Annotated in this window: 15 protein-coding genes; all 15 read right to left on the bottom strand. The window is 66.5% G+C overall.

Annotated features, from left to right (window positions below):
- Position 1: 1 nt before the first annotated feature.
- The gene (locus QW868_RS23850; protein ID WP_315739537.1) at positions 2-1,024 is read right to left on the bottom strand and encodes a xanthine dehydrogenase family protein molybdopterin-binding subunit; all 1,023 of its coding nucleotides are present in this window, start codon (positions 1,022-1,024) and stop codon (positions 2-4) included.
- A gap of 1 nt (position 1,025) precedes the next feature.
- Positions 1,026-2,600, bottom strand: a complete 1,575-nt coding sequence (locus QW868_RS23845) for a xanthine dehydrogenase family protein molybdopterin-binding subunit (protein WP_316231664.1) — start codon at positions 2,598-2,600, stop codon at positions 1,026-1,028.
- Positions 2,601-2,612: 12 nt separating this feature from the next.
- Positions 2,613-3,092 carry a (2Fe-2S)-binding protein gene (locus QW868_RS23840; protein ID WP_315776971.1) on the bottom strand — a complete coding sequence of 160 codons (480 nt, stop codon included), beginning with the start codon at positions 3,090-3,092 and terminating at the stop codon, positions 2,613-2,615.
- Positions 3,093-3,095: 3 nt separating this feature from the next.
- Positions 3,096-3,917: an FAD binding domain-containing protein gene (locus tag QW868_RS23835; RefSeq protein ID WP_316181493.1), complete on the bottom strand. Its 822-nt coding sequence runs from the start codon at positions 3,915-3,917 to the stop codon at positions 3,096-3,098.
- A 15-nt stretch (positions 3,918-3,932) separates the two neighbouring features.
- The gene (locus QW868_RS23830) at positions 3,933-4,376 is read right to left on the bottom strand and encodes an SRPBCC family protein (protein WP_315812231.1); all 444 of its coding nucleotides are present in this window, start codon (positions 4,374-4,376) and stop codon (positions 3,933-3,935) included.
- A gap of 4 nt (positions 4,377-4,380) precedes the next feature.
- Complete coding sequence (locus QW868_RS23825; RefSeq protein WP_315758248.1) at positions 4,381-4,818, bottom strand: SRPBCC family protein; 438 nt, start codon at positions 4,816-4,818, stop codon at positions 4,381-4,383.
- A 6-nt stretch (positions 4,819-4,824) separates the two neighbouring features.
- The gene (locus QW868_RS23820; protein ID WP_316231663.1) at positions 4,825-7,722 is read right to left on the bottom strand and encodes a flotillin family protein; all 2,898 of its coding nucleotides are present in this window, start codon (positions 7,720-7,722) and stop codon (positions 4,825-4,827) included.
- A 75-nt stretch (positions 7,723-7,797) separates the two neighbouring features.
- A complete protein-coding gene (locus tag QW868_RS23815; protein WP_315739529.1) occupies positions 7,798-8,643 on the bottom strand; it encodes a phosphoenolpyruvate hydrolase family protein in 846 nt (281 codons plus the stop codon).
- Positions 8,644-8,647: 4 nt separating this feature from the next.
- A complete protein-coding gene (locus QW868_RS23810; protein WP_316231662.1) occupies positions 8,648-10,867 on the bottom strand; it encodes an ABC transporter permease in 2,220 nt (739 codons plus the stop codon).
- A complete protein-coding gene (locus tag QW868_RS23805; RefSeq protein WP_315776976.1) occupies positions 10,860-11,642 on the bottom strand; it encodes an ABC transporter ATP-binding protein in 783 nt (260 codons plus the stop codon). The genes QW868_RS23810 and QW868_RS23805 overlap by 8 nt, the downstream gene beginning before the upstream one ends.
- Entirely contained in the window at positions 11,635-12,723 is a 1,089-nt protein-coding gene (locus QW868_RS23800; protein ID WP_409999337.1) for a branched-chain amino acid ABC transporter permease, read from the bottom strand. Before QW868_RS23800 ends, QW868_RS23805 begins: the two co-directional genes overlap by 8 nt.
- Position 12,724: 1 nt before the next feature.
- Positions 12,725-13,735 carry a branched-chain amino acid ABC transporter permease gene (locus tag QW868_RS23795; protein WP_316231661.1) on the bottom strand — a complete coding sequence of 337 codons (1,011 nt, stop codon included), beginning with the start codon at positions 13,733-13,735 and terminating at the stop codon, positions 12,725-12,727.
- 199 nt (positions 13,736-13,934) lie between these two features.
- Complete coding sequence (locus tag QW868_RS23790; protein WP_316231660.1) at positions 13,935-14,759, bottom strand: AraC family transcriptional regulator; 825 nt, start codon at positions 14,757-14,759, stop codon at positions 13,935-13,937.
- Positions 14,760-14,877: 118 nt separating this feature from the next.
- A complete protein-coding gene (locus tag QW868_RS23785) occupies positions 14,878-16,128 on the bottom strand; it encodes an ABC transporter substrate-binding protein (RefSeq protein ID WP_316231659.1) in 1,251 nt (416 codons plus the stop codon).
- Between the two features lie 314 nt (positions 16,129-16,442).
- Entirely contained in the window at positions 16,443-16,796 is a 354-nt protein-coding gene (locus QW868_RS23780; protein ID WP_315758258.1) for a hypothetical protein, read from the bottom strand.
- Between the last annotated feature and the right edge of the window lie 55 nt (positions 16,797-16,851).

Here is a 16,851-nt window from a genome sequence, read left to right as displayed (position 1 = left end):
CTCACCGCCGCGTCTGCGGCCGCGCGCCGCCCTGGGCCTTGATCGCGCGCAGCACCTTCTCCGGCGTGATCGGCAGCTCGTCGATTCGCACGCCCACCGCATTGAAGATCGCATTCGCGATCGCGGGCAGCACCGGATTGGCGCACATCTCACCCGGCCCCTTGCCACCGAACGGGCCGTCCGGCGCGGGGCGTTCCAGCACGGCAATGTCGTGCGGACAGATGTCGCCAGGTCCCGGCATCAGATATTCGACGAAGTCCCGCGGACCTTGTTTGGGATCGGGATAATACGGCTCGGTCGTCTCATAGAGTGCATGGCTCATGCCCATCCAGGCGCCGCCGACCAGTTGCTGCTCAACGAGGCGCGGATTGAGCGCACGTCCCAGCTCGTAGGCGCTGTCCATCCTGACCACGCCGACCTCACCGGTCTCGTCATCGACCTCGACCTCCGCGACGAGGCACGCATGCGCGTAGCAGGTGGCCGGCGACATCTCGCCGGTCTCGGGATCGACGTCCGACAACGGCACCAGGAAGATGCCGCGACCGGAGATGGTCTTGCCCTGTCGGAACTGGGCGGCGATGGCGACGTCCTTGACCGAGATCGAGCGATGCGGCGCGCCCTTGACGTGGATGTTGCCGCGGCCGTCGGTTTCGAGATCGCTGGCGTTGACCTCGAGCTCCTCGGCCGCTGCCTCCATCATGACGCCGCGCGCCTCCCTGGCAGCCGCCATGACGGCATTGCCGACGCGATGGGTGCCGCGCGAGGCGAACGAGCCCATGCAGTGCGGCCCGGTGTCGGAATCGGCGGTGTCGACATAAACGTCCTCGACCGGCACGCCGAGCGTCTCGGCGCAGATCTGCCGCGTGACCGACTTCATGCCCTGCCCGAGATCGATCGACGACAGCGCCACCGTGAACTTGCCGCTGGGATTGGAATGCACCAGCGCCTGGCTCGGATCGCCGCCGAGATTCATGCCGATGGGATAGTTGATCGCCGCCATGCCGCGGCCGCGGTGCCTCGTCATTTCAGCGCCTCCTCGTGCCGAATACCGACGAGAACCGCGTCGCGCCGTGTGCGGGAGCCGGTGCCGGGCTCTGTGGGGGTGGTGATGGCGGCTCAGGAGGTGGAGAAACTGGAAGCCCTCGGTCGTAGCTCGTGCGCTGCTGCGCCGGCGCAGGCCGCGCGCTCACCGGCTCACGTGGCGTGGAGGGAACAGCCGCCCGCGTTCCGCCGCCATCCTTGCGCGATGACATGCGGCGGAACTCCTCGCGGATCGGCCATTTGGCCTTCTCGGCCGCGACCTGCACGCATTCGATCAGCGCCGTGTTCTTGGCCTCGCGGCGATGCGCCTTCATGTCGCCGTCGCGATAGGCGTTGAGGATGCGGAATTCCATCGGGTCCATGCCGATCAGATGCGCGAGCTTGTCCATCTGGCATTCGAGCGCGAAGTCCATGCCCGTGATGCCAAAGCCGCGCATCGCGGTGGCCGGCGTGCGGTTGGTGTAGACGCAGTAGATGTCGCCATGGACGTTCGGGATCGTGTAGGGACCGGGCAGGTGTGCGGCGCATTTGACCACCGCGTAGCTCGACAGCCGCGTGTAGGCGCCCGAGTCGAAATAGGCGCGGATCTGGCGCGCGACGATGCGGCCGTCGCGCATCACGCCGTCCTTGACGTAGATGCGTTCGGCGCCGCGGGGCGGCCCGAACTGCATCTCCTCCTCTCGCCCGAGCACGTAGCGCACCGGGCGCCCCGTCAGCATCGCAGCGAGAATGGCGAGCGGCTCGGTCAGCGTGTCGACCTTGCCGCCGAAGCCGCCGCCGACGGTGCCGCCGATGAAGTGGAAGGTGTTGGACGGCAGGTCGAGAATCTTGGCGCAGGTGTCGAGCGAGAAGAACAGCGCCTGGGTCGAGGTGTAGACGACATAGCGGCCGTTGGTGTCGGGTGCTGCGATCGCGCCGTTGGTCTCGACCGGCGCATGCTCGATCGGCGACATCTGGTAGCGCTGTTCCAAGACATGATCGGCGCCGGCAAAGCCACGCTCGACGTCGCCAAAGCGCAGCTTCTGGTGGTCGTAGCGCTCGTGATAGGTGAACGTGTTCTTCGGATAGGTCTCGTTGACAACAGGCGCGCCTGGCTTCAGCGCCTCCTCGACGTCGAACACCGCTGGCAACGTCTCGTAGTCCACGCGCACCTTGGCGGCCGCCTCGTACGCCGCGCGCGGCGTATCCGCGACCACGGCAACGATCGGCTCCCCCTTGTAGCGTACCTTGTCGACGGCGAGCGTCGGCTCATCGTCCTTGCCGAAATTGATCAGGCTGAGCAGCGTGTTGAGGTTGCGCGGCACGTCGCCGCCCCTGATGATCCGCCGCACGCCGTCGCTTCGCTCGGCCTCGCCGGTGTCGATGCGACGCAGCCGCGCATGCGGCTGCGCCGACCTCACGACCCTCAGATGCAGCATGCCCTGCAGCTTGTGATCGTTGAAATAGGTCGAGGTCCCCGTGACATGGCCCAGCATGTCCTGGCGCTGCGTGCCCTTGCCGACCTCGTTGAGATTGTCGTCGCGCTCGTCGGCGAAGATGTCCTTGCGCAGTTCCAGCATGGCAATCTCTCCTTACGCGCTGGCGCGCAATGACGCGGCCGCCGCCAGCACCGCATTGATGATCGGCTCGTAGCCGGTGCAGCGGCAGATGTTGCCGGAGATCGCCTCCACCACCTGCTCGCGGCTCGGCTGCGGGATCTTGTCCAGCAGCGCCTTGGCCGCCATCAGCATGCCCGGCGTGCAATAGCCGCATTGCGCGGCAAACCCCTCGGCGAAAGCGCGCTGCAGCGGATGCAGGGTCGGACCGCTCTTGATACCGTCGAGCGTCTCGACCGCGCGGCCCTCGACGGCTTCGGCGAGCGTCAGACACGACAGATGCGCGTCGCCGTCGATCAGCACGGTGCAGGCGCCGCAGCCGCCCTGACCGCAGCCGAATTTCGGCGTGACGTCGCCGATCATCTCGCGCAGCACGACCAGGAGATTGGTGCCGCCGTCGACGAACAGCGCGACGTCGCGACCATTGTGCCGGAACTGAAGTGGGGTCTTGGCCATGGTCTAGCTCTCCTGTCCCGACAGCAGCCGCCGCAGATGCACGCCGACCACTTCGCGGCGATACCACGCGCTCGCCAGCGAATTGTCCGTGGGTGCCGTTCCCTCGGCTGCCGCAGCAGCGGCGGCGCTGATCGCGCCGGCATCGAGCGGCCGGCCTTCGAGCGCGCGCTCAGCGGCCTTGGCGCGAACAGCGGTCGGCGCCATCGATCCCAGCGCGATCCGCGCGCCGGTCACGCGACCGCCGCTCTGTGGAAGATGCGCCGCGAGCGTGACCACCGATCCGCCCTTCGGCTTGATGCGCGCGATCTTGCGATAGCGGAACGCATCCGATGACGCCGGCCTGATGCAGGACACGGCGACCACCAGCGCAGCACCCTGGCGGTCGCGCGATTGCAGGAAATCCTCGATCGGCATCTCCCGGACGCCAAAGCCGCCCTGCAGCGAGACCATGCCGTCGAGCGCCAGCAGCGCCACCGTGAAGTCGCCGAACGGCGCCGGCGCGAACAGATTGCCGCCGATGGTGCCCATGTTGCGGACCGCCGGGCCGCCGATCGAGCGCGCCGCCGGATGCAGGAAGGACAGCTCGCGCTCGGCCAGAACGCGGGCGAAGGTGACGCCGGCGCCGATCCGGATGCGCCCGCCCGTGGCGTCGATGCTCCGCAGCGCGCGATCGGTGGCGCGGATCACGGTGGCGATCGAGACGTCGCCTTCGTTGAGATCGCGCATGACCAGCGTGCCGCCGCCCAGATAGCGCGCGGCGCGGTCCGACGACAGCGCAGACGCAGCTTCGCTCGCGGCCTGAAACGTCTTCACCGTAACCGGCATCGATTCACCTCGTCCTCATGCCGCCTGCTTCAGATGCGATCGGATCGCTTCGAAGCCGGCTTGGTAGATGTCTTCCGCCACCATGCGAGTCAGCGTCTCGGCCTGTTCGGGCCGCGTCGTGAAACGGCTTTCCCAGTGCCAGAAGGTGCGGTCGCCGTCGGTGACCGGCAGCAGCCGGACATGGGCGACGTAGTTGAACAGCTGTAGCGGCGTATCGAGCAGGCAATAGCTGAAGCTCTGTTCGAGATCGGACAGCGCCAGCAGCTGCTCACGCAGCTCTGAGCCATCCTTGAGACGGAAGCGCCTGACACAGCCGATCTTGTCAGACGTCTGCGAACGCTCGATCGCCGACGTCGCGACCGCCGGGTGCCAGCGGTCATGGCCGTTGAAGTCGCGCAGCACCTCCCACACGGCCTCCGTCGGCGCATCGATGATGGTGCTCTTGACGACGTGCGGCACGGCGTCAGCCTCCGAACGCGCGCTTGAGCGCATCGAAGCCGCCCTGGAACACGCCGCCGCCGATCGAGGCGACGAGATCGGCCTCGCGCTCCGGCGCGCAGTCGAACTCGGCGGTCCATTCCAGGAAGGTCTTATCGCCATCCGTGACCGGGGTCAGCCGCAAGGTCGCCACGTAGTTCGTCACCCCCATCGGCGATTCCAGAATCGAATAGGTGCAGAACATGTCGTAGTCGGACAGGCCGAGCAGCTTCTCGCGGATGCGGTCGCCATTGCGTAAGCGGAAATCCCTGACACAGCCGATCTTGTCGGCGGGCTCACCGCCCTCGATCCGGCTCTCCGCAATCGCCGGATGCCAGTTCGGCAAGCCGTTGAAGTCGCGGACGCGCGCCCACACCCGATCGTTGCGGGCGCTCACGACGGTGGAGACGTAGACCCTCGCCATGGTGCCTCACCCCTTTTTGCGCGGACCGCGGTCGGCCGGCGGTTCGGTTGGGCTGGTGTCATTTGCTCCACCTCCGCCGCCTGCGTCCTTGCGCGCCGCAGTGTCTTTCCGGATGCCCTGCATGTCCCTGGCTTCGCGGATCAAGCCCGGCATCTTGGCAAGGCTGCCGCCCTCGACGCCGATGTCGGAGAGGATGGAGTCGATCAGCGGCGCCTGGACACGGTAGCGCAGCGCGGAGTCGATCACCTCGTCGGTAGCGCTGCGGCCCCCATTGCCGTTGCCGCCATTGCCGTTCAGGCCGTCGACCTGGAGGATCCGGATGCCCTCGATCTTCTCCATCGGCTTGACGCTCTCGCGCACGATACCCTCGATGCGGTCGAGCAGCTTGCGCCGGAACAGCGAGTAGCGCGCCTGGTCGGTCAGCACATTCTCGGCCTCGTTGAGCAGCTTCTGCGCTTCCGCCTCGACAGCCGCGCGGACCCGCTCGGCCTCGGCGGCGATCCGGGTCTCCTCCGCCTGCTTTTCGGCAATCAGCACCTCCACGGTCTTGCGCCGGCGGGCGATCTCGCTCTCGCGCGCAGTGATCACCTTTTCCGTTGCCTCGGTGGCACGCGTGCGCGCCTCCTCGGCGGCGACCTTGGCCGCGGATTCCTCCAGCGACTTCTGATACAGCGCGATCGCCTTCTCCATCAGCGCCGTCTCGACGTCCTTCTCGCGGTTCACTTCGAGCTTGCGCAGCTCGCGCTCGCGGCCGATGCGGGCCTCGTCGAGACCGCGATCGGAGGCGATGCGCGCGCGCTCGACCTCCTCGCGGGCGGCGATCTCGGCCTCCTGCAGCGACTGCACACGCGCGACCTCGAGCTGCTCGATGGCGCGGCGGCGCTCCAGCCGGACGGCCTCCAGCGCCTGTTCGCGCGACACGTCCGCAGTCTCGACCTGCTTGCGCGCGACGATCTCGGCTTCCTTGACCTGCCGATCGGCATCGATGCGCTCAGCGCGCTTGGCGGCGAGCTCGATCACCCTGATCTCGTCGGCGAGCTCGATCGCCTTCTTCTGATCGATGTTCAGCACCTCGCGCGTCCGCGACGAGGCGATGCGCTCAGCCTCCAGCGCCAGCTCGACCTCGATGCGGCGCCGCTCCACGGCCTCGCGCCGCTTCAAATCCGCGGCTTCGACGGCCTCGGTGCGCTGGATCTCCAGGCTCCGCGTCTCCTTCTCCGAGCGGATGCGCTTCTCGGCGACTGCCTGCTCCTGCGCGATACGGGCCGCCTCGATCGCCTCGCGCGAGGCGATGTCGGCCTCCTCGATGGTCCGGATGCGCGCGATCTCCAGCGCACGCACCCGTTCCTCCTGCGCGATGCGGCTGGCTTCCGTCGCCTCGCGCGCGGCAATGCCGGCGATCTCGATGCCCTGGTTGCGCTCGATCTCCAGCTTGCGCGTGGCATGCTCGGCGGCGATGCGCTCTGCGGACAGCACCTGCTCACGCGCAATGCGCGCGGCTTCGACCGCCTTCTGCGCCGCGATCTCGGCCTCCTGGATGTTACGCACCTGGGCGATCTCGGTGGCGCGCGTCCGCTCGTCGGAGCTGATGCGCTCCAGGTTCACGATCATGGTCTGCGCGATCCGCGCCTTCTCGGTCGCCTCGCGCGCCGCGATCTCCGCCTCCTCGATCGCGCGGGTGCGCTCGATCTCGCGGCGGCGTGTCTCCTCGTCGTTGGCGATGCGCGCATCCGAGACCACGCGATCCTGCTGGATCCGCGCCTTCTCCACGGCCTCGCGCGCCGCAATCTCAGCCTCCTCGATGGTACGGGTCCGCTCGATGTCGCGCTGGCGCACCTCCCGCTCGGATTCGATGCGCGCGGCATCGATCGCGCGCTGGTTGGCGATCCGTGCCTTCTCGATGTCCTCGCGCGCCAGCAGCTCGCGCTCCTCGACCGCCCGCGTACGTTCGATCTCCCGCTGCCTTGTGTCGCGCTCGGCCGCGATTCGCGCCTCCGCAATCGTCAGCTCATTGGCGATGCGGGACTTCTCGATCGCCTCCCGTGCCATGATCTGTGCCTGCTCAGCCTCGGTCTCACGCAGCGCGCGCTCGCGCGCGACCTCCGTCCGCTGCAAGGCACGGCGCATCTCGATATCGCGCTCCTGCTCCAGCCGTGCCGTCTCGCTCTCCCGCTCGATCTCCAGCGCCTCGCGCTCGGCTTCGAGATTGCGGGTGCGGATCTTGATCATCGAGTCCTGCTCGATGTCGTTGCGCAGCTTGCGCTTGCTCTCGATGTCCTCCATCAGCCGTGTCAAGCCCTCGGCGTCGAACCGGTTCGAGGGGTTGAAGAATTCGAGATCGGTCTGGTCGAGATCGGTGATCGCGACCGATTCCAGCTCAAGGCCGTTCTGGGCCAGCGCCTCGGCGGCCGCCGCTTTGACGCGCGAGACGTAGTCGCCGCGCTGCTCGTGCATCTGCTCCATGGTCATCTCCGCGGCGACCGCGCGCACGGCAGAGATGAACTTTCCGGACAGCAACGCGTGCAATTTTTCCGGCTCGAGCGTGCGACGGCCGAGCGTCGCCGCCGCGATCGACACCGCCTCGCGGGTGGGCTGGACACGAACGTAGAAATCGGCCTCGACGTCGACCCGCATCCGGTCGCGCGTGATGACGGCGTCCTGCCGCGCACGCGTGATGCCCATCGGCAGAACGTTCATGTTGACCGGCGTATAGTCGTGGATGAACGGCAGCACGAAGGCGCCCCCATTGATCACGACGCGCTCCCCCATGAAGCCGGTGCGGACGAAGGAGACCTCCTTCGAGGAGCGATGATACAGCCAGTTGACGATGTAGACGGCGACCACGATGACGACGATCGCGACGATCAGCCAAAGGATCAGCTCACCGATCAGAACCCCGGACATCTCATTCCTCCCTCGGTCTCCCGTCCGGCGAGCGCGGCGCCGTGCACCGTTGCTGCCGGATCTCGTGTTGTCGCCTCAGACGCGGCGTGGCCGCGAGCTGATCGCCTTGAAATGTCGCACCTGCTCCGTCAGCGCCCGCTCCACCGGCAGCCGTTCCATCGAGGAGGCGCCGTAGAAGCCGTGGCAATTCTTCGTATGCTTCATGATGAAGTCGGCATCGGCCGGCTCGGCGATCGGGCCGCCATGCGCCAGCACCAGGATCTCCGGGTTGACGCTGAGCGCAGCCGAGGCCCAGCTATCGATCAGGCCGGGGCAGTCATCGAGCTTGGGCGCGGTCTGCGCGCCGATCGAGCCGCCCGTGGTGAGACCGAGATGGCAGACGATGATGTCGGCGCCGGCGATCGCCATGCCCGCGGCCTGGGCCTCGTTGAACACGTAGGGCGTCGTCAGCAGGTCCTTGTCATGGGCGCGCCCGATCATGTCGATCTCCAGCGCGTAGGAAATGCCGGTTTCCTCCAGATTGGCGCGGAAGGTGCCGTCGATCAGGCCGACGGTCGGAAAGTTCTGCACGCCGGAGAAGCCGAGCGTCTTCAGCTCATCGAGGAAGACATCCATGTCACGGAACGGGTCGGTGCCGTTGACGCCCGCCAGCACTGGGGTGGACTTCACCACCGGCAGCACCTCGCTCGCCATCTCCACGACGATCGCATTGGCGTCGCCATAGGCCATCAGCCCGGCGAGCGAGCCGCGGCCGGCCATGCGATAGCGACCGGAATTGTAGATCACGATCAGGTCGATGCCGCCGGCCTCCTCGCATTTGGCCGACAGGCCGGTGCCGGCGCCGCCGCCGATGATCGGCACACCACGGCGCACCATGTCGCGAAACTTCTTCAGCAGCGGTGCGCGCTCATATCTCGCCATCCCCTCACCTCGCCTGTCTGCGCCGCGCCGGCAGCCGCCCGAGCATCGGCCTGATGGCGCCGACGATCGCCGCGACGAACTCGTTGTCGTTGATGTGATGCGGCACGCGGATCAGGCGCCGGCTCGAGGTCTGCCGCACGGTCTGTTCGAGGCTGCGGAACAGCGCCGCGTCCGCCTCGCGATCGAAGAACGGCTGGCCCGGCGCATCGAGCGCCGAGACGCCCTTCTCGGGCAGGAAGAACCGGACCGGCCCGTCCATGCGATTGAGCCGCTCGCCGATCCAGCGCCCCATCTGCGCGTTCTCCGCCACCGTCGTCCGCATCAAGGTGACCTGCGGGTTGTGGACGTGAAACTTGCGGCCGCGATAGCGCTCGGGAATGGTCTCGGGCGCGCCGAAATTCACCATGTCGAGCGCGCCGACCGAGCCGACGTAGGGCACGCGGCTGCGGATGATGGCGCCGAAGCGATCCTCGTTGGCCGGAAAGACACCGCCCATCAGCAGGTCGCAGACCTCGGTCGTGGTGAGATCGATCACGCCGGCAAGCATGCCGGACTCGACCAGCTTCTCCATCGAGCGGCCGCCGACGCCGGTGGCGTGGAAGACCAGGCACTCGTAGTCGTCGCGCAGCTCGGCCGTGAGCTTCTGCACCGCCGGCGTGGTCACGCCGAACATGGTGATGCCGATGGCGGGACGTTGCGGTCGGGTGCGGTCAGCGACGGCGGACTGCTGCTCGCGCGCCGTCACCATGCCGGCAAGCGCATGCGCGCCATTGCTCAGCACCGCGCGCGAAATCGAATTGAGTCCTTGGACGTCGGTGACCGAGTACATCATCGCGATGTCGGCCGGCCCGACATAGGCGCCGACGTCACCGGATGCGACAGAGGAGATGATCAATTTCGGTACACCGACCGGCAGGTCGCGCATTCCCGGCGTGACCAGCGATGTGCCCCCAGACCCTCCGGCCGAGATGATGCCGGCTACATTGTCCTGCCGTCGCAGCCAACGTGCGAAAGCTCCTGCCATCGCGGTGACCGATGCGCCGCGATCGGGGCCGAACACGGCGGAGCCGCCGCGGGGATGATTGAGTGCGACCTCCTGGGCCGAGACGTCGCAGCTCGCGTGCCGTCCGCTGGTGGAGACATCGACAAGTCGGGTGCGCAGGCCGTGGCCCGCGACGATGTCGCGGATGAAGCGCAGCTCGTCACCCTTGGTGTCGAGCGTGCCGACCACGATCACCGCCGGCGGGCCCGCCGCGATCGACACGGCGCCCTCGCGACTCTGGCGAGTTGCCTCGTCGAGCCGGGTCACACTGGTGGACAGCGTGCGCGCCTTGGCCTCGATCTGCGCGATCGGCACCGGCTGCGACCAGCGCGTCGGCAGCACGGGATTAGAGACGTAAACCTTGACGGGCGCAGCTTTCGGCGTCGTTGACACCGCCGCACGTGCGACGGGCACCTCCTGAACCTCGCCCGTCCCGAGATCGGTCTCGTCGCCGGCATGCTGGCCGACGCCGAGCAGACGCTGCTGCAGCTCGCGATCGGCGGCGAGCCGGGCCGAGTCGATGATGCGGTTGATGCGGCCGTTGACCATGATGGCCACGCGCGGCGAGATCGCCGTGGCGACGCCGATGTTCTGTTCGATCACGAGGACCGCCATGTCGCCGTCCTGGCCGAGCCGGATCAGCATCTCCTCGACCTGGGCGACGATGACCGGCGCCAAGCCCTCTGTCGGCTCGTCCATGATCAGGAGCTGCGGATTGGTCAGCAGCGCGCGCGAGATCGCCAGCATCTGCTGCTCGCCGCCCGACAACTGGCCGCCGCCATTGTTGCGCCGCTCGGCCAGGCGCGGAAATGTCTCGTAGACGCGCTCGACGGTCCAGGCGCCGCGGCGCTGGCCCGCTGCCAGGCGCAGGTGCTCGTCGACGCTGAGCGAGCGCCACAGACGCCGCCCCTGCGGCACATAGCCGACGCCGAGCCGCGCGATACGCGCCGGATTGAGCCCGGTGATATCATTGCCGCGCAGCCGCACCGTGCCGCCGGACGGCCGCAGCAGGCCCATGATGGCCTTGCACAGCGTCGTCTTGCCCATGCCATTGCGGCCGACCAGCGAGAACACGCCGCTGTCGAGCCGGAGATCGACGCCCTGCAGCGCATGCGAATGGCCGTAGTACACGTCGAGGCCGCGGACCTCGAGCGCAGGCGCGGAGCGGCGGATGTCATTCATGACCGCCTCCGAGATAGAGCTCCTGCACCTCCGGATCAGATTCGATCTCCTGCGGTGCGCCTTCCTTGAAGATGCGGCCGTTGTGCATCATCGTCACGCTCTCGACGACGCGTAGCGCCACGTCCATGTCGTGCTCGATGATGATGTAACCGATGTGCGGCGGCAGCGACGTCAGGATCTCGACCAGCTCGCGCCGCTCGGTCGGCGACAGACCCGCCGCCGGCTCGTCGAACAGGATGAATCGGGGCGCACCGGCCAGCGCCAGCGCGATCTCGAGCTGCCGCTGCTGGCCATGGGCGAGCTCCGAAACCAGTTGATCACGCACGGACGTCAGATGCACCGCCTCGATCAGGCGTTCGGTCGCCTGCATCAGTGCATCGTTGACGCTGGGTCGCAGCATCGAAAACCGCGCGCGCGAGACGCCGCGGCAGGCCAGGTAGACATTGTCGCGCACCGAGAGGCCGAGGAACAGCGCCGAGATCTGGTAGGTGCGACGCAGCCCGCGGCGGATCCGCTCATAGGGCGGAAAGGCGGTGATGTCCTCGCCGAAGAAGCGGATCGTGCCGGAGGTCGGCAGAAAGTCGCCGGTGACGCAATTGAACAAGGTGGTTTTCCCGGCGCCGTTCGAGCCCAGCACCGCGCGCCGCTCCCCAGGCCGCACCGTGATCGTGATATCGGTCAGCGCGGCGAGCGCACCGAACATCCGCGTCACGCCGCGCAATTCGAGGGCTGCAGTCGAGCCGAGCGCCGAGAGCCGGTCCGCGACCCTATCCATGGCCGTGACCTCCGGGACGCGACCGCGTCTGCGATGCCTCGCTGCGACGGCGCCACCGATCATAGAGGCCGATCACGCCATCGGACGACCAGAAGACGATGGCGAGGAAGCCGAGCCCGATCAGCAGCCGGAACCGGTTGCCGTCGAGCCCGACCTTCACCAGGAAGTCGAGCGCAAAGGTGCGCAGGATGACGAAGATGAAGGCGCCGATATACGGCCCGACCGGCCGGGTGATGCCGCCGACGACGGCGACGATGAGAATGTCGATGCAGCGCTCGACCGCGACCGATCCGGGCGAGATCTGCCGATAGTTCCAGACCTGCAGCACGCCACCCATGCCGGCGATCAGGGCCGCGAACGCATAGGCGGCGATGCGATGCGCATTGACGTTGAAGCCGAGCGCCGCCATGCGCCTGGGATTGTCGCGTACGCCCTGCAGCGCCAGGCCGAATGGCGCGCGCGACAGATAGAGCACGGCGAAATAGCACAGCGTGGCCACCGCGAGCGTCAGGTAGTAGAACGCGATGTCCATGCGCCAATCGACGCCGAGAAAGTGCGGCGTCGCAATCGTATTGATGCCGGTGTGGCCGTTGAAGATCGCCCAGTTCTGGTTGGTGAAGTAGTAGAAAGCGGCGCCGATCGCGAGCGTGATCATGATGGTGTAGATGCCCTCGGTACGCACCGCGAGCGCGCCGCCGAGCGTGCCGAACAGCACCGCGAGCACCAGCGCCATGGGCGTCGCCAGCCACCACGGCCAGCCCAGGCTGATATTGGCGTTGCCGCTGACGCCGAACACGGCAACCATGTAGCCGGCAAAGCCCGCAATGGTCAGTTGCATCAGGCTGACCATGCCGCCATAGCCGGCGAGGAACATCAGGCTCAGCGCGATGGTGCCGAGGATCAGGGTGGTGCCGAAGATCTCGATCAGGAAGAAGCCGTTGGCGATCAGCGGCATGATCAGCAGCAGGGCCGCGACCGCCCAGGCCCATGGCTGCTCGGTGGCCGACCACGCGGCCGGCTGCCGTGCGGCGCCGCCTACCAGCATGCTCTCCCGCGCGCGAGCCTCCTGGAAAAGCGACATCTCACCGCCTCGCCAGGAGGCCCTGGGGCCGCAGCGCCAGCACCAGCACCATGATCAGGAAGGTCACGACGATCGCATAGGTCGGGATGTAGACCGAGCCGAGCTGCTCGGCGAGCCCGATGATGACAGCGCCGAGCGCCGCGCCAGGGATGGATCCCATGCCACCGACGATCACGACCACGAGCGACGCCAGCAGAAAGCGCGTATCCTCGCCGGGCGAGATCGACTGGAAGGTTCCGCCGACCACGCCGGCAATGCCGGCCAGCCCCGCGCCCAGCGCGAACACCAGCACGAAGACGAGCTGAATCTGGACGCCGGTCGCCGCCAGGATCTCGCGATCATCGACGCCGGCGCGCACGATCATGCCAACACGGGTACGGTTGAGCGCGAGCCACATCGCGACGCCGATCACGACCGAGCCGCAGAAGATCACCAGCCGCACCAGGGGATACTGCAGGAACAACGGCTCGCCCGACGATTTCATCGCCGTCATCAGCGGGAGCTGCACCGGTCCGATCAGCCAGGCCGGCGTCTGGATCTGATAGAAGTCGCCGCCGAACGCCCACAGCATCAGATCGGCGAATACGATCGAGAGGCCGATCGTCACCATGGTCTGGCGCAGGTCCTGGCCCTCCATGCGGCGAAAGACGAGCAGCTGCAGGAGAACGCCGACGGCCGCGACGACGATGAAGGCGGCGACGAAGGCGAGGATCCATGAGCCGGTCGCGGCGGACACGCCGTAGCCCACATAGCCGCCGAGCAGATAGAGCGAGCCGTGCGCAAGATTGACGTTTCGCATCAGGCCGAAGATCAACGTGAACCCGCTCGCGACCAGGAAATACAGTCCGCCCAGCGTGATGCCGTTGAAAACCGCACTCAGGAACACCTTCTTCCGACCGATCGCCTCCTCGAGCCCCGGCGGCCAGACGGCGACGATCAGCCACGCCAGCAGCGCCAAGGCGAGGAGAATGATGAGAGACCAGATCGGGTGGCGCTCGATGAAGCGGCTCATCGTCCCTCCCTCATGGTCAGAGGGACGGATCCGTCATCACAGCGGAAAGGCGCATTCAGCCGAAGATCGCCGGGTGTGCCGGCCATCGCTCGTCCTCCCTCGTCGGATCCTTTTCCGGATCACGTTCCGAAGAGTGTAGCGGCAGACGAGCATGCGCACTTGATCGACAGTCTCTTTTCGCGCGACGCGCAGCAGCACGTCAGGCACGCAGCACTTTTGCAGCGCGGCGATAATCGGTCGGCGCCATGCCGACATTTCCGGCGAAGAAGCGCGTGAAGCCGCTCTGGGAGGTGAATCCGAGATCGAAGCCGATGTCGGCGATCGGCGACTCCGTCGCGACCACCGCATCGAGCGCCCGCTCCATCAGCAGCGTATTCAAATAGAGGTTGGGCGTTACTCCGGTCTGGCTACGGAACAGCCGATAAAAATGCGGCCGCGACAGTCCGGATTCGCGGGCTATGTGATCGAGCTCGATCTCGGCGCACGGACTGTCCGACATCAGCTTGATGCACTTGCGAACTCGAAAATCCGTCACTTCCGCGCACGGCCGCTCGGGCATCTGATCCGAGACGCGCCAGCTCTCCTCGTAGCAACTGTCGATCAGCTGCCGCAGCTCGCCGTCGAGGCAACCGAGCGATGGCGCGCCACATACCAGCGCTGCGGCGCGGCGAATGCAGCGGTCGAGGGCGGCGGTTCGCCGAAAGCAGGTACGACCAAACCGCAGGCCCTGCTCGCGCGCGGCCGACGGCGTGAACCACTCCGCATTGACGTAGAGCACGAAGAAGATGGCGCCGTTGCCGACATCGTTCGGCAGGAAGTTGTGCGGCTCCCACGGATTGACCGCGACGATCCGGTCCTCGCCGATCTGATAATGCTGGTCGCAGACGTCGATATCGGCCGGCGTCCCGCCAACATGAAAGATCAGATGTCCCTCGCGGTGGGCATGCACATTGAATGGCCGATTGAGCTGATAGACCGTCGCGCGGCCGAAGCGAGCATGAAAGACGGCGAGCGCCCTACTCATCACTTCCTCACCGAAATGGTTCTTATTGTTCGTCAGCGTCGATCATTGTTTTGCAGAAAGCAAGAGACGCGACGACGCGGCCCGAGCCCGCTCGAGCCGCGTCGCTCTCTGCAGAAGGTCAGTACTTCTTACATTCGGGCACGGTGCGGCTCGGCAGGCCGATCTTGGCGAAGGTGGCGGCGTCGTATCCCAGCGTCTGGTTGACGTCGGGAATCACCTTCACGACCTTGCTGAACAGCGCGCCCTTGCCATCGTCGACGACCTCGGTGACGAAGTTGGTGCCGATCGCCTGGCGGTTGGCGTCGAGCTTGATCTTGCCGTTGGGAGCATCGATCTCGATCTTCGCCAGCGCCGCCTTTAGCTTGGTCTGGTTGTTCGACAGATCGCCATTGACCTCGCGCAGCGCCAGGATCAACGCCATGGTCGAGCCATAGTAGTTGGTGGCAAGCAGCGACGGGCTCGGGAAGCGCTTCTCAGGCGGGAACGAGTCCTGATAGGCCTTCACGAACTTCTGCCAGCGCGGATCTTCCCAGGTATCGGCCTGCCCCGATGCCGCAATCGTACCGATCAGAGCGTTCTTGGCATTGCCCTTCGACGACAGGATGGTCTGGTCGATCATGATCGAGCCGCCCATCAGGTGCGCCTTGCCGCCGGCCTGCTGATACTGGTTGAGGAAGTTGACGGCATCGGCGCCGCCGAGACCGAGATAGATCGCATCGACATCATCGGGCAGCGCCGCGATCACCGACGCGAAATCCTTGGTGCCGAGCGGCACCCATTGCCGGCTGGAGATCTTGCCGCCCAGGCCGCAGAACTCCAGCGCCAGGCCGAACACCTGGGTATAGATGAAGGAATAGTCCTCGCCGACGGTCGCGATCTTGCGATAGCCCTTGGTCTCATAGGCATATTTGCCGAGGCCGACCTGCCACTGAGCACCATCCATGTTGAAACGGAAGAAGTTCGGCGCGGGATCGACATAGGTCGTCTCCTGCGCACCGGACGCCGCGTTGACGAATGTCAGTTCCGGGTGCGTCTTGGCGAAGTTCTTGACGGCGATGCCCTCGTCGCCCGACAGCGGCGACAGCAGGATCTGCACCTTGTCCTGCTCGATCAGCTTGCGCACGGCACGGACGGCCGAGTCCGGCGTGGCATCGGTCGACGCGACGACGAACTCCAGCTCCTTGTCGCCGACCTTCTTGCCGAGCACGTTCAGCGCGGTGACATGGCCGCGCATTCCGTCCTCGCCGAGCACGGTATAGGTGCCCTCCAGCGTCGCCGTGACGCCGACCTTGATCTTTTCCTGCGCGAATGCCGTGCCGGACAGCAAAAGCGCCGTGAACACGGCGATACCTACACTTCGCATGTGCATCGAACTCCTCCCTTGTCGCCCATTGCTGGGGCACACGAGCGTGTGCCGGCCACTGTTTTGTTGGCCATGTTGGCAGCGGACCTTCCCGACGCCTCGCGTGATCTCTGACGAGCGACGGTGAGCCCCCATCGACCGCGGAGGCTAGCGGATGAGCCGAGGCCGGGCGCAACCCGCCCGGCCTCGGCCTTGACGACGAGTCTCATTTTCCATGATGCGACGCGATAAGCATGTGATGCACTCCGCGTGCATCGCGGTCCCGTCAGGGCTTCGGCGGCGTGGCAGCGGCCTGGCCGCGCTGGCAGAGCACGGGCAACTCAACTGCCTCGGCCCGGCTCCCTTGGGATCGTCTTGGAGTTCAATCGACGCGATCGTACCGCCACCCGAGACCGCCGGATGCGCCGCTTCCGAAATTCCAATCCGCACATGGCAATATCGATGCTTTCGTTCGGATGCCGTAGACGGCGTCCGTGGAACGCGAGCCATTTCTCGACCTGGCGCACGACCACGCGGCCGAGTCCCAGTCGCCGCACCAACTCGTCGCGCGTATGCAGCGAGGCGATGTCGACGATGTAATCGAGCCGTTCCGACATGGTCCGGCCGACGAGCCGCGCGTATTCACTCGACACTAGCAAGGTTACGACCCGCTCAGGCAGATGCGGCTCACCCATTTCCAATCCTGCACTCCACCGTGCCCGCCGGCCGACACGAGATGTCGGTCATCCA

The sequence above is a fragment of the Bradyrhizobium sp. SZCCHNR1051 genome (assembly GCF_032489615.1).
In the GTDB taxonomy this organism is placed as follows: Bacteria; Pseudomonadota; Alphaproteobacteria; order Rhizobiales; family Xanthobacteraceae; genus Bradyrhizobium.
Note: the sequence above shows the minus strand (reverse complement) of the source record. Positions and strands in the feature narration are given on the sequence as shown.